Origin of the sequence: Lactobacillus sp. M0390 (assembly GCF_016102085.1) — a bacterium.
In the GTDB taxonomy this organism is placed as follows: domain Bacteria; phylum Bacillota; class Bacilli; order Lactobacillales; family Lactobacillaceae; genus Lactobacillus; species Lactobacillus apis.
Window position 1 is genome coordinate 440,186 of the sequence record NZ_JACFPH010000001.1, and the last position, 12,587, is coordinate 452,772.

Annotated in this window: 12 protein-coding genes; 10 read left to right on the forward strand and 2 right to left on the reverse strand. The window is 35.4% G+C overall.

Annotated features, from left to right (window positions below; genetic code table 11):
- The first annotated feature begins 55 nt into the window (after positions 1-55).
- The 3 genes from H3R25_RS02145 to holA are packed head-to-tail and all read left to right on the forward strand — an operon-like array spanning position 56 to position 4,009.
- The gene (locus H3R25_RS02145) at positions 56-769 is read left to right on the forward strand and encodes a helix-hairpin-helix domain-containing protein (RefSeq protein WP_198194175.1); all 714 of its coding nucleotides are present in this window, start codon (positions 56-58) and stop codon (positions 767-769) included.
- Complete coding sequence (locus H3R25_RS02150) at positions 738-3,026, forward strand: DNA internalization-related competence protein ComEC/Rec2 (protein WP_198194177.1); 2,289 nt, start codon at positions 738-740, stop codon at positions 3,024-3,026. Before H3R25_RS02145 ends, H3R25_RS02150 begins: the two co-directional genes overlap by 32 nt.
- Entirely contained in the window at positions 3,023-4,009 is a 987-nt protein-coding gene (gene holA / locus H3R25_RS02155) for a DNA polymerase III subunit delta (protein WP_198194179.1), read from the forward strand. Before H3R25_RS02150 ends, holA begins: the two co-directional genes overlap by 4 nt.
- A gap of 68 nt (positions 4,010-4,077) precedes the next feature.
- On the opposite strand, the gene rpsT is transcribed toward holA, so the two are convergent.
- Positions 4,078-4,329, reverse strand: a complete 252-nt coding sequence (rpsT, locus tag H3R25_RS02160; RefSeq protein ID WP_046306779.1) for a 30S ribosomal protein S20 — start codon at positions 4,327-4,329, stop codon at positions 4,078-4,080.
- A gap of 199 nt (positions 4,330-4,528) precedes the next feature.
- Between rpsT and rpsO the strand changes: the two genes are divergently transcribed.
- The 7 genes from rpsO (at position 4,529) to yihA (ending at position 12,397) form a co-directional block, all read left to right on the forward strand.
- Positions 4,529-4,798: a 30S ribosomal protein S15 gene (gene rpsO / locus H3R25_RS02165; protein ID WP_046306781.1), complete on the forward strand. Its 270-nt coding sequence runs from the start codon at positions 4,529-4,531 to the stop codon at positions 4,796-4,798.
- 165 nt (positions 4,799-4,963) lie between these two features.
- Positions 4,964-6,748: a ribonuclease J gene (locus H3R25_RS02170; RefSeq protein WP_198194180.1), complete on the forward strand. Its 1,785-nt coding sequence runs from the start codon at positions 4,964-4,966 to the stop codon at positions 6,746-6,748.
- A 1-nt stretch (position 6,749) separates the two neighbouring features.
- Positions 6,750-7,583, forward strand: coding sequence for a tetratricopeptide repeat protein (locus H3R25_RS02175; RefSeq protein WP_198194182.1), 834 nt, complete (start codon positions 6,750-6,752; stop codon positions 7,581-7,583).
- Positions 7,584-7,767: 184 nt separating this feature from the next.
- Positions 7,768-8,958 (forward strand): elongation factor Tu, encoded by a 1,191-nt coding sequence (gene tuf / locus H3R25_RS02180; RefSeq protein WP_122035059.1) that lies wholly within the window; start codon positions 7,768-7,770, stop codon positions 8,956-8,958.
- A 143-nt stretch (positions 8,959-9,101) separates the two neighbouring features.
- Positions 9,102-10,424 carry a trigger factor gene (gene tig, locus H3R25_RS02185; RefSeq protein WP_122035061.1) on the forward strand — a complete coding sequence of 441 codons (1,323 nt, stop codon included), beginning with the start codon at positions 9,102-9,104 and terminating at the stop codon, positions 10,422-10,424.
- A 127-nt stretch (positions 10,425-10,551) separates the two neighbouring features.
- Positions 10,552-11,823 carry an ATP-dependent Clp protease ATP-binding subunit ClpX gene (gene clpX, locus H3R25_RS02190; protein ID WP_187157886.1) on the forward strand — a complete coding sequence of 424 codons (1,272 nt, stop codon included), beginning with the start codon at positions 10,552-10,554 and terminating at the stop codon, positions 11,821-11,823.
- Positions 11,813-12,397 carry a ribosome biogenesis GTP-binding protein YihA/YsxC gene (gene yihA, locus H3R25_RS02195; RefSeq protein WP_198194184.1) on the forward strand — a complete coding sequence of 195 codons (585 nt, stop codon included), beginning with the start codon at positions 11,813-11,815 and terminating at the stop codon, positions 12,395-12,397. Before clpX ends, yihA begins: the two co-directional genes overlap by 11 nt.
- 24 nt (positions 12,398-12,421) lie before the next feature.
- Here the strand turns inward: yihA and H3R25_RS09085 are convergent, their stop codons facing one another.
- Positions 12,422-12,544, reverse strand: a complete 123-nt coding sequence (locus tag H3R25_RS09085; RefSeq protein ID WP_255409602.1) for an SPJ_0845 family protein — start codon at positions 12,542-12,544, stop codon at positions 12,422-12,424.
- Between the last annotated feature and the right edge of the window lie 43 nt (positions 12,545-12,587).

Sequence of the window (12,587 nt, forward strand, 5' to 3'; positions counted from 1 at the left end):
AAAGTTCAGAAGAAATTCTGAACTTTTTTCGTACTTAAAATTAGGAGGTGAAAATATGGATTGGGCAAAAGTTAAGGAATTCATAATTGAGCATAAACAGTATTTTGTTATAGGAATAGGGATTTTGCTTGTCCTGCTTTGGTTAATTGGTCATTCTGGAAATGAACAATCTAATGATTCTGATTTTGCCATAAAGCAAACAGAGACTGATGAGCAAGAAGGAACTGAAATAAAAGAAGAAACACAAATTGCTAATAAAGAGGTAGAGAAGAAAGTAAAAGAGCCTAAAGAAGTTACTTGTGATATTTCAGGTGCAATTGAAAATCCAGGTGTTTATACATTGAAGTATGGTGCTCGCTTAAATGAATTGATTGCAGCAGCAGGTGGACTGACAAGTAAGGCTCAAATTGAAAAAGTTAACCGTGCATTAATTCTTCGTGACCAGGACAAAGTTCATATTCCTTATCATGGAGAAAAGTTAAAGGAAAACGAAATTGTTTCTTCTGTTAATAGTAGTTCTAATTCAGGAGAACTAGATAATTCTTCCCAGAGTGAAAGTGCCAACCAAGCTTCAGGAGTAAAAGTAAATATCAATACGGCAAACACTGCAGATTTGCAAAAGTTATCTGGAATAGGCGCTAAAAAAGCTGAACAGATTATTGCGTACCGGCAAAAAAATGGAAATTTTAAAAGCATTGAGGATTTGAAACAAGTTTCTGGGATAGGAGATAAGACTTTTGAGGCACTTCGAAGTCAACTGGAAGTCTAAAATTCTGACACCAGGTTTTTTATTGCTAGTTTCTTTATTATTAGCAGACATAAATTTTGGTCTTTCACAGTCTATTACGCCTCTTCAATGGCTATTTTGCTTGGTAATTGCACTTTATTTGGTATTTCTTTTGTTTCATAAACACCGACAAACAAGTTGTTTAGCCTTTTTAGTGCTATTTGTTGCACTTATCAGTTTTGCTATTAATCAGAACCAACAAAATTTTTCGCTCAAAAATAGTTCTGTGGTTACCATATACCCAGATCAAATCAAAGTGTCTGGAAACCGAATGTTTGGCCAAGGAAAAGCAGATGGAAAGTCAGTACTAGTTTCAACAAAAATTAGCCAAATGCAGAAAAAAGAACTCCTTTCTGGGTACTCACTTTATCTTTCGCATTTACAAGGAGAGGTTAAAGAAATCGAGCCTGCTACAAATTATGGCCAATTTGATGCAAAAAAATATTATCTTAGCAAAAACATTAAACAAAAGATTGAACTGGAGAATTGTATAATCACAAATAAAAAGCAACATTTTAGGGATGTTGCACATCATATTCGTTTTTGCTTGCAAAAGTATTTTGCACAAATGCCACCGATTTTGTCTTTTTTCAGTAGCCAATTAGTTCTTGGCGAAAGTCCAAGCCAAGCGGACCAATCGATTTTATCTAATTACCGTGACCTTGGCGTAATTCACTTGTTAAGTATTTCCGGTCTTCACGTTGGTATCTATACCTTAGTAATTAGTACAATTTGTTATTATCTGAAATTAACCGAACAAGAAACATTTGCAATTTGTTTATTCATTTTATTAATTGGTATTTTCTTAAGTAATGGTCAAGCTGGCTTTATTCGAGCCAGTCTAACTTATATACTTGATCAGATTTTTAAATTCCAGAAGCAAAAAATTACTCATTTTGATTTATTAGGTCTCACTTATATGATTCACTTAATAATTAATCCGTGTTTGATGCTCAATGTGGGAGCCATTTTAAGTTATGTCTTGGCTCTAGGTTTAGAATTAACAACTAAATTAACCTCATTTAAACAGTCATTTGCCTTAAATTGTTTACTAACACCATTACTACTTTTTCATTTTTTTCAATTTAATTTGTTGACCGTTTTTTTCAATTTGGTAGTAGTACCATATTTTAATTGGCTAGTTATGCCAATTGTCTTTTTGAACTTAGCTACTTTTAAATTATGTCCTGAAATTTCCTGGTGGTTTGAAAATGTTTTAATGACATGTGAAAAGTTAATAGCTCAAGTATCCGCTTCTAAATTGGGACTATTAACATTTGGTAAGATCAACTGGTGGCAATGTGTGATATTAACTATATTTACGGCTATTTTGCTGGCTTTTCTAAATGAGAAAGAATTGACGAAAAAAAGGAGGTTAAAAGCAATTGGTGGCATTGCGGCTTTGTACGTGATGATCTTTTTCTCGATTCATTTTCCCTTAACAGGTCAGGTTACATTGATTGATGTGGGTCAGGGCGATAGTATTTTAATTTCTACACCTTTTCCGCGGCGTGTTTATTTAATTGATGTTGGTGGAAAATTGAATTTTAGTGGCCAAAAAACGACGCCTCAAGTTAATAAAATTACCATTCCTTTTTTGAAAGCACTGGGAATCAGTAAACTTAATGGTGTTTTTGTAACTCATCAAGATGCAGATCACGTTGGAGATTTAAGACCCTTGCTCGAACAAGTTCACGTTCAAAAATTGTATACGGCAGCAGGATTAATTCGTAATCCGTCTTTTATAAAAAGAATAGTGGGACAAATTAAGCGAGATCAAGTTGTAGAACTATTAGCTGGTCAGAAAGTAGCTGAGCCACAAATTACATTTAATGTTGTTTATCCTTTTAAGCCTGGCCTAGGTAAAAATGAAGATTCACTATCTTTGACATTTGTTGTGAAGAGTAAAAGATGGCTTTTTACTGGTGATTTAGGTCAAGAAGGTGAAAAAGAAATAATGAACAAGTTTAATATTCAAGCTGACTATTTCAAACTAGGACACCATGGTAGTCGCACTTCTTCAAATCCTGATTTTTTAAAAGCTTTAAGGCCAAAATTAGTTTTTATTTCAGCTGGTCGAAATAATCGTTTTGGGCACCCGCATAAGGAAACGCTTGATACTTTAAGCAATCAACACATTCCATGGGCTTCGACGCAGGACTGTGGTATGATTACTTGGACATATGGCTATTTTTCTAGGCCAAAATTCAAACGTTTTGTAGTGGTGAATCAAAAATGACTTTACTTTCTTTGTTTAAAAATTCAAATAATAGCAATGCGCAAACCTTAATTTTGGGTTCAGATAGTTTTTTGAATGATTATATTGCGCGCTCATACATATATGAAGAATCATTTCAAGAACTAGAGAAAGTATCCGTTGATTGTGAAAGCGATAGTCTAGATGATTTGATTGCTGAATTAACAGAATCAAGTCTTTTTAGCCAGCAAAAGATAATAACTATCAAAAATCCGTTCTTTTTAACTGCTAAAGTTCCGCAAAAAGCAAAAAAGCAACTTGATCAGTTGCAGCAAATTTTTGATCATGTTGATCAGCTCGACAACAAACTAGTAATAGTAGCATCGTATGAAAAGCTTGATCGGCGAAAGAAGCTGACAAAAACAATTTTGAAGAAGTTTAATGTCGTAGATACTGAAGTTAAAAGTTATGAAGTTAAAAAGGTAACTAAGGCACTAATTAGTGCTGAAGGATATCAGATTACAGAGATGGCTTTGCAGCTTTTACTTGAAAGAAGTGATCAGGTTCTTGATACTGTACTGAGCAATTTTAATAAATTAAAGATGGCTGCCACTGAGAATAAAATTGATGAGACACTAATTCGTAAAAACGTTGACTTATCATTTGCCCAAAATGTTTTTGCAATTTTAGAAGCAGCTTTAAAGCATAATTATCGAGAAGCGATTGCAAGATTAGATAACCAATTGAGAGAGGGTAGTAATCCGATTCAATTACTTGCAGTCTTTGAAAACCAGTTAGAATTAATTTTAGTTGCAAAGACATTGCACGAGCGTGGCAGAAATGAAACTGAAATTGTTAAAGAGCTAGGGGTTCACCCTTATCGAGTAAAGCTAGCTCTTAATAATAAAATTTCGACTAATAAACTGGCGAGCTTGTTAGAGCAGGCAATCAAGCTAGATTATAACTATAAAAATGGGCAGTATCGGGAAAACAATTTCTTAAAGTTATTTGTTTTGAGCGTATGAGGTAATAAATTGAGCAAAGAAAAAAGCAAGGATTATTCAATCCTTGCTTTTTAGTTTTTGAATTCAAATTATTTAGCTAACTTAGCTAAGCGACTCTTATCACGGCTAGCCTTGTTTTTATGAATAAGACCCTTAGAAGCGGCCTTGTCCAATGCGCGGGCAGCAGCAACATGTAATTCGGAGGCGTTTTCAGCACCAGCAGCTTGGGCAGTCTTGAACTTCTTAACAGCAGTTCTTAATTCTGTCATTTGAGCGGCTCTGCGCTTTCTAGCAGCATCTTGAGTTTTAACACGCTTAATAGCTGATTTGATTTGTGGCATAACATTCACCTCCATTAATCGTAATTTTACTTAGTAAATTATACTGAAGAATAGTTGTAGATGCAAGACAATTTATACTTGCTTTTTAAAAAAATAATCTGTATTATACTATTGTTGTGAACCGTTAACGCTGTTTGCTCGCTCACACCTGACGGTTAACGTTGTTAACGGCAATTTTTTTATTGAAAGGTGAATAATTATGGCAATTTCAAAAGCAGAAAAAGATGAAATCATTAAGCAATTTGCTACTCATGAAGGTGACACAGGTTCAACTGAAGTACAAGTTGCTATTTTAACTAAAGACATCAACAACTTGACTGAACACATGAGACAACATTCTCATGACCACCACTCATATGTTGGTTTACTTAAGAAGATTGGTCACCGTCGTAACTTGCTTCGTTACTTACAAGATAACGACATTAATCGTTACCGTGAATTAATCAAGAAGTTAGGTTTACGTCGTTAATTTCTAAACTTAGATTTAAAAAAGTCAGTTCTATTAAAGAACTGGCTTTTTGTTTTTGCCATAAGTGCTTTTTATGCTAGAATAAAAAAAGATACTTTTTACGTTGTGATCTTACGATCCATAAATAAACAACTTAATAACAATTATTATAGAAAAGGAAATAAAATGGCTGATCAAGTTAAGATAATGATTTTGAGCGGTGTTCGTGAACAAGGAAAGGACATGTTTGCTGTTCAAGTTAATGATGAAATTTTTGTTCTTGATGCTGGATTAAAATACCCTGATAGTTCTTTATATGGAATTGATTTGGTTATTCCGGATCTCGACTTCTTTGAAAAATATGGTGACCAAGTTGTTGGTATTTTTCTAACTCATGGACACGCTGATTCAATTGGGGCCTTGCCATATATTTTGCGTCAATATGATATACCTGTATTTGGGTCTCGGTTAACGATTGAACTGGCTAAAATTACAGTTAAAAGAGAGAATAAGCGAATTAAAAACAGTTTGTTCCATGTAATAGACGCTGAAACTGAAATTGAATTTAAAAACGCGAATATTTCATTCTTCCACACGACGCACTCAATTCCTGACTCGCTCGGAATTGATGTGCACACTCCAGCTGGAGAAGTAGTCTATACTGGTGACTTTAAGTTTGATCCTTCTGCAGCGCCAAAATATCGAACTGATTTAGATCGGTTGGCAGAAATTTCACAGAAGAAAGTTTTGGCACTTTTAAGTGACTCTTCTAATGCAGAAGCATCACTACCTAATGTTTCTGAACAAGAAATAGGTGAATATGTGACCAATGTCTTTCGTAATGCCACTGGCCGAGTAATTGTAGCTGCTAAAGCTTCTAATTTAATTAGAATTCAAGAAGTTTTAAATGCTGCGCATGAAACAGGCCGGAAGGTACTATTAACTGGACGTGATGTAGCAAAAATAGTTCGTACAGCTATGGACTTAGGTTATCTTTATGTTCCTAAAAATCTGTTAATGCGTGTCAAAGATTTGAGCACTACACCAGATAACAAAGTGGTAATTCTTGAAACTGGGCAAATGGGTGAGCCATTAAATTCTTTGCAAAAAATGGCTAAAAAACGTCACAGTATGATTACGATTCATGAAAATGACCTAGTTTTCATCGCAACAACACCATCTCATTCTGTTGAAACAGTAGTTGCGCAGACTAGTGATCTTGTTTATCGAGCAGGCGGAACCGTAATTGAGCTTGGCAGGGCTAAGCACACAAGCGGTCATGCAACTGGACGTGATTTGCAAATGCTAATTGATATTCTAAAACCACAATTTGTAATCCCGGTAATCGGTGAATATCGCTTATTGGAAGTTCATCGCGACCTTGCAATAAGAGCAGGAATTAAGAAAGAAAATGTTTTGATTACCAGAAATGGTGATTGTTTGGATTACGATTTTAAACAAAAGAAGTTTAATTTAACTGATCCTGTTCCAGGCGAAGATATAATGATTGATGGCTCAGGCATCGGTGATGTCGGCAATATTGTCCTGCGTGACCGAGAAATTTTGTCAGATGATGGTATTTTTATTGCCGTTGTTACAATTGATCGTCGTAAGAAAAAGATTATTGCACAACCACAAGTTACTAGTCGTGGCTTCGTTTACATCAAAGCCAATCATCAATTGATGAATGATTGTATTGAATTAATTAAAAAGACTATAAATAATAACTTTGAACATAAGAAGTTTGATTGGACTGAAATAAAGCAGGATGTTAGAAACGATTTAGAGAAGTTCTTATATAAGAAAACTAATCGTCGCCCTGTAGTATTACCAGTGGTCATGGAAGTAAACCAGAATAGACATCGTGCGATGCAAAAGCGTACGGGCAAAGATGCGACTACTGGAAAAAATAATGAGCATCATTCCGTTGACGTGAAAAAATCTGGTAAGAAAATAGTTAAGAAAGACTAGTATGACAACTTTAAGCCAAAAAAATTTACTAACTCTAGCACAAGAAAATGAAGCAAACGGTAAATTAGATTTAGCAATTCAAAATGTTGAAGAAGCTCTGCGAATTGGCAGTAACAAGGAAATTGTTCTTCGCTTATGCGACTTATATTTAAAAGCCAATCAAGCCTATTCTGCGTATAGCTTAATCAAAGAGGAAAAAGATCTCTTTTCAGATGATGAGATCTTTTTTGCTTATTCTAGGGTTTTGCAAGCCAATCACTTTTTAATTGAAGCACTCGAGATTAAAAATTTGAGTAAGGGCGAAAAAAAAGTTGAAGTCTTACCAGTTTCGATTTCTGAGCAGCAAGCAACAATGGAGAAATTTCGTCTTAGTAAAAATCCAACTAAGTATGAATATGACCAACTTTTTACATTGGATTTAATTAACTTTACGAATTTTGCACAGAGTCTATTATTAGACCCCAGCTTAAGTTTTGCTGTGCGTCTAGTATTATGTGAAGACCTCTTTCGCTTGGGAATTAATGAATCTTTTGATGTTTTGGTGTTAGGTAAAAGAGAAAAGTTTATTCCTAACGAGATTAATTTGCTAGAGAAGGATCCAGTTTATCGTGAAGTAGTTTCGGCAATCGGATCAAGATATTATCACCGCCCGAGTCAGCTTCCCGCCGTCTTAGGCGAAGTTAATTTGATCTTAGGTAGTTTGTATCCAAAACTATCTAAATACGTGGAAGAACCAGATAGTTTTGCGAGTGACATTGCATCATACATTGATTTTCAAGATGGTCGAAGTCACCATGATTTATTCAAACAAATTGACCATGATTTGCCAAAATAATTTAGATAAAAGGCCTTTACATTTTTTTCATATTTAGTATAATATCAAAGGACGTTTTCATTAGGCATGGCTCTATGCATTAAAATACTAGGCATTTGCCAATGAAAGTAGTACAATATTCAACAGAGAACTATCCGTTACTTACTCAACGGACTTCTTGCAAATTTACAGGAGGGTCATTTTAATGGCAGAAAAAGAACATTACGTTAGAACAAAGCCACACGTAAACATTGGTACTATCGGTCACGTTGACCATGGTAAGACCACTTTAACAGCGGCTATTACTAAAGTTTTATCAGAAAAGGGCTTAGCAAAGGCTGAAGACTATTCAGACATCGATGCAGCTCCAGAAGAAAAAGAACGTGGTATTACTATCAATACCGCTCACGTAGAGTACGAAACTGAAAAACGTCACTACGCTCACATGGATGCTCCAGGTCACGCTGACTACATCAAGAACATGATCACTGGTGCCGCACAAATGGATGGTGCCATCTTAGTTGTTGCTGCAACTGATGGTCCTATGCCTCAAACTCGTGAACACATTTTGCTTGCTCGTCAAGTTGGTGTTAACTACATCGTTGTTTTCTTAAACAAGACTGATTTAGTTGACGATCCAGAATTGGTTGACTTAGTTGAAATGGAAGTTCGTGACTTGTTAACTGAATACGATTACCCTGGTGATGATATTCCAGTTATCCGTGGTTCAGCTTTGAAAGCTTTACAAGGCGACAAGGAACAAGAAGAAGTTATCATGAAGTTAATGGACACTGTTGATGAATACATCCCAACTCCAGAACGTCAAACTGATAAGCCTTTCTTGATGCCTGTTGAAGATGTCTTCACTATCACTGGTCGTGGTACTGTTGCTTCAGGTCGTATCGATCGTGGTACTGTTAAAGTCGGCGACGAAGTTGAAATCGTTGGTTTAGTTCAAGAAGTTCTTAAATCAGTTGTTACTGGTTTGGAAATGTTCCACAAGACTTTGGACTCAGGTGAAGCCGGCGATAACGTTGGTGTATTGCTTCGTGGTATCGACCGTGACCAAATCGTTCGTGGTCAAGTTTTAGCCGCACCTGGCTCAATCCAAACTCACCGCGAATTCAAGGGTCAAGTTTATGTCTTGAAGAAGGAAGAAGGCGGACGTCACACTCCATTCTTCTCAGACTACCGTCCACAATTCTATTTCCACACTACTGATATTACTGGTGAAATCGAATTGCCAGAGGGTACTGAAATGGTTATGCCTGGTGATAACACAGAATTTACTGTTAAGTTAATCAAACCAGCTGCCATTGAAAAAGGTACTAAGTTCACTATCCGTGAAGGTGGTCGTACTGTTGGTGCTGGTCAGGTTACTGATATCCTCGACTAGTTCGTAATAAAACAGTTTAAAAAGATGTACTTCTTCATAGAAGTGCATCTTTTTTTGCCTAAATTTGTTTTTTGCGTGCGTTTAATGTAAGATAATTTAGTATGCAAGATGCAGTTAAACTTGACATTGGAGGTATTTAATTAATGTCTGTAAAATGGAATAAAACTGGTAAAACTACCGGTGAACTTACTTTTGATATTTCTCAAGCTGAAGTAAAGCTTGGGTTAGATCAAGCATTCAGAAGAATAAAAAAGAATTTGCGTGTTCCCGGCTTTAGAAAAGGTCACGTTTCACGGGTAATCTTTGATCAATACTATGGTGAAGAAGCTTTATATGAAGAAGCATTAAACATGGTTTTACCTAACGCATATGCTGCTGCTATTAAAGAAGCTGGTATTTCTGCAGTAGGTCAACCTCAAGTTGTTCCAGATTCAATGGAAAAGGGCAAAGACTGGACAATGAAGGCCACTGTAACTGTTGAACCTGAAGTTAAATTAGGTGATTACAAGGGCATTGAAGTACCTAAGCAAAACACTCGTGTTTATGCTAAGGATGTTGACGCTCAACTTGATGCAGAACGTGAAAAGAATGCAGAACTTGTACTTAAGAAGAGTGCTGCTGCCAAGGGTGATACAGTAACTATTGATTATAAGGGTACTGTTGATGACAAGGCATTTGATGGTGGTTCCGCAGACGACTATGCACTAGAATTAGGCTCAAATACCTTTATTCCTGGCTTTGAAGATCAATTAATTGGTCACAAAGCTGGTGACGAAGTTGACGTTGTAGTTACTTTCCCAGAAGACTACGGTGCTAAAGATTTAGCTGGTAAAGAAGCTCACTTTGCAACTAAGATTCACGAAGTTAAGTCAAAACAACTACCTAAACTTGATGATGAATTTGCAAAAGACGTTGATGATTCAGTTGAAACTCTTGATGAATTAAAAGAAAAGATCAAGAAAGATTTAAAGGCTAAGAAAGAAGAAGCTGCAAACGATGCAATTGAGCAAGCAGCTATCGAAGGCGCCGTTAAGAACGCTACAATTGACGAAATTCCAGATGCAATGATTCAAGAAGACGTTAATACTCAAATGAACCAATATCTTGGTAACATGCAACGTCAAGGTATTAGTCCAGAAACTTATTTCAAGTTGACTAATACAACTGAAGATCAATTACGTGCTCAATTTAGTAAAGACGCTGCTGAGAGAGTTAAGACTAACTTAGTTCTAGAAGCAATTGTTAAGGCTGAAGATATCAAAGCATCCAAGGAAGAAATTGATAAAGAAATCAAGGATCTTGCTGGCGAATACAACATGGATGAAAAGACAGTCCGTAACACTTTGACTGATGATATGCTTTCACACGATATTGATGTTCGTAAGGCAATCGATTTAGTAACTGATAATGCAAAACAAGTTGCTAAGTCTAAGAATAAGAAAGATGAAACTAAATCTGAAAAATAGTCGGATTTAATTTCTAGATAAAAAGGTAGTTGTTAAAACTGCCTTTTTATTTATCTACAAGCAAATTTTTTATGCAATTTTCTTGATTTATGATACCCTTAAGCTTGTAGATATTAGGAGGAATAGAATGGCATCACAGTTTACTGATCAGGATGAAATTAGATGTTCTTTTTGTGATAAAACACAAGATCAAGTTAAGAAAATGATTGCTGGCAATGGCGTTTATATTTGTAATGAATGTGTTGATTTATCCAAAAAAATTATTGACGATGAATTAAAATCAGATTCACTCAAAAAAGCCAAAGACTTACCTAAGCCAATGGAGATTAAGCAACAGCTTGATCAATATGTTATTGGCCAAGATCAGGCAAAAAAGGTACTGTCAGTGGCCGTTTATAACCATTACAAACGTATAAGTCAAATGGATATTGACTCTTCAACTGAATTACAAAAATCAAATATTGCTTTAATTGGGCCAACTGGTTCAGGAAAAACCTATTTGGCACAAACTTTAGCTCGTATTCTCGACGTTCCATTTGCAATTGCTGATGCAACAACTTTAACTGAAGCTGGTTATGTCGGAGAAGATGTTGAGAATATTTTATTAAAGCTTTTACAAAACGCTGATTACGACATTGAACGTGCTGAACGAGGAATTGTTTATATTGATGAGATAGACAAGATTTCCAAAAAATCTGAAAATGTCTCAATTACTCGTGATGTTTCCGGCGAAGGAGTACAGCAATCATTACTAAAAATTCTTGAGGGTACCATTGCTTCAGTTCCACCTCAAGGGGGAAGAAAGCATCCACAACAAGAGTTGATTCAAATTGATACCACCAATATTTTGTTTATCGTTGGTGGTGCGTTTGATGGAATTGAACAAATCGTTAAAAACCGTATGGGTAAAAAAATTATCGGGTTTAGTGCAGAAAATGAACTGAACAAAACAAAAGATGATTCATGGACACAGCATTTAACTACAGGTGATTTGGTTAAATTTGGTATGATTCCAGAATTTATCGGTCGTATTCCAATCATTGCGACGCTTGATAAACTTAGCAGCAAAGACTTGGTAAGAATTTTAACAGAACCTAAGAATGCGCTGGTAAAACAATACAAGAAATTGCTTTCGCTTGATCAAGTTGATTTGGAATTCACTGATAGTGCGCTTAAAGCAATTGCAGATTTAGCAATCGAACGTAACATGGGTGCACGTGGTTTGAGAACAATCATTGAAAATGCAATGATGGGCATAATGTACAAAACACCAAGTGAACCTGATATTGAAAAGGTTGAAGTTACTAAAGAAGTTATTACTGATCAAGCAAAGCCAAATGTAATTCGGCGAAATGCTGATGAAGATAGTGAAGAAATTAAGGCCGCAAATGATAATTAAAACGAGCGACTATGCAATCAGTGCTGTAAAAGAAGAACAATATCCTAAGGATCAACTTCCTGAAATAGCTTTGGCAGGTAGATCAAATGTGGGTAAATCAAGTTTGATTAACTCATTATTAGGAAGAAAAAACCTTGCTAGAACTTCATCGCAACCTGGTAAGACGCAGACATTAAATTTTTATATTATTAATGAAGAATTTTATTTAGTCGATGTTCCTGGCTATGGTTATGCGAAGGTTTCTCAAGTAAAACGGCAACAATTTGGTGAAATGATTCAAGATTATCTTGAAACTAGAGAAAATTTAAAAGGCTTAATCCTATTAACTGACTCACGCCATGAGCCGACTAAAGATGACATTGCGATGTATAATTATTCGCTCTATCTTAATTTACCAATTTTGGTTGTTTGTACTAAAATTGATAAGGTAAAGAAAAACCAAGAAAATAAAGTACTATCCAATTTAAAGAAGCACCTTGATTTGGCACATGACAATGTTACTGTTCTAACATATAGTTCAGTTAATAAAACGCATGTCAAAGAAGTATGGGACTGGATAGAAGAAAAGCTTTAAAAAAAATGACTCTCATCTTGAGAGTCATTTTTTCTTCTTCTTATCGTCTTTATCTTTAGTAAGCTTTTTCTTTTTGTCTTTTGGAACTGTCGCAAATTTATCAAATAACTTTTCCAGTTCATCCTGTTTTTTATATGTTAGGCCCATGGCTTTTTTCCTTTCATTTTTGATAATTATAATTGAAAAAGCT

What these genes read in the sequence shown, in the direction of transcription:
- H3R25_RS02145 (WP_198194175.1), top strand. Translation starts at nt 56, where the DNA reads ATGGATTGGGCAAAAGTTAAGGAATTCATAATTGAGCATAAACAGTAT.
- yihA (WP_198194184.1), top strand. Translation starts at nt 11,813, where the DNA reads ATGATAATTAAAACGAGCGACTATGCAATCAGTGCTGTAAAAGAAGAA.
- clpX (WP_187157886.1), top strand. Translation starts at nt 10,552, where the DNA reads ATGGCATCACAGTTTACTGATCAGGATGAAATTAGATGTTCTTTTTGT.
- H3R25_RS02170 (WP_198194180.1), top strand. Translation starts at nt 4,964, where the DNA reads ATGGCTGATCAAGTTAAGATAATGATTTTGAGCGGTGTTCGTGAACAA.
- H3R25_RS02175 (WP_198194182.1), top strand. Translation starts at nt 6,750, where the DNA reads ATGACAACTTTAAGCCAAAAAAATTTACTAACTCTAGCACAAGAAAAT.
- tig (WP_122035061.1), top strand. Translation starts at nt 9,102, where the DNA reads ATGTCTGTAAAATGGAATAAAACTGGTAAAACTACCGGTGAACTTACT.
- tuf (WP_122035059.1), top strand. Translation starts at nt 7,768, where the DNA reads ATGGCAGAAAAAGAACATTACGTTAGAACAAAGCCACACGTAAACATT.
- rpsT (WP_046306779.1), bottom strand. Translation starts at nt 4,329, where the DNA reads ATGCCACAAATCAAATCAGCTATTAAGCGTGTTAAAACTCAAGATGCT.
- H3R25_RS09085 (WP_255409602.1), bottom strand. Translation starts at nt 12,544, where the DNA reads ATGGGCCTAACATATAAAAAACAGGATGAACTGGAAAAGTTATTTGAT.
- rpsO (WP_046306781.1), top strand. Translation starts at nt 4,529, where the DNA reads ATGGCAATTTCAAAAGCAGAAAAAGATGAAATCATTAAGCAATTTGCT.
- holA (WP_198194179.1), top strand. Translation starts at nt 3,023, where the DNA reads ATGACTTTACTTTCTTTGTTTAAAAATTCAAATAATAGCAATGCGCAA.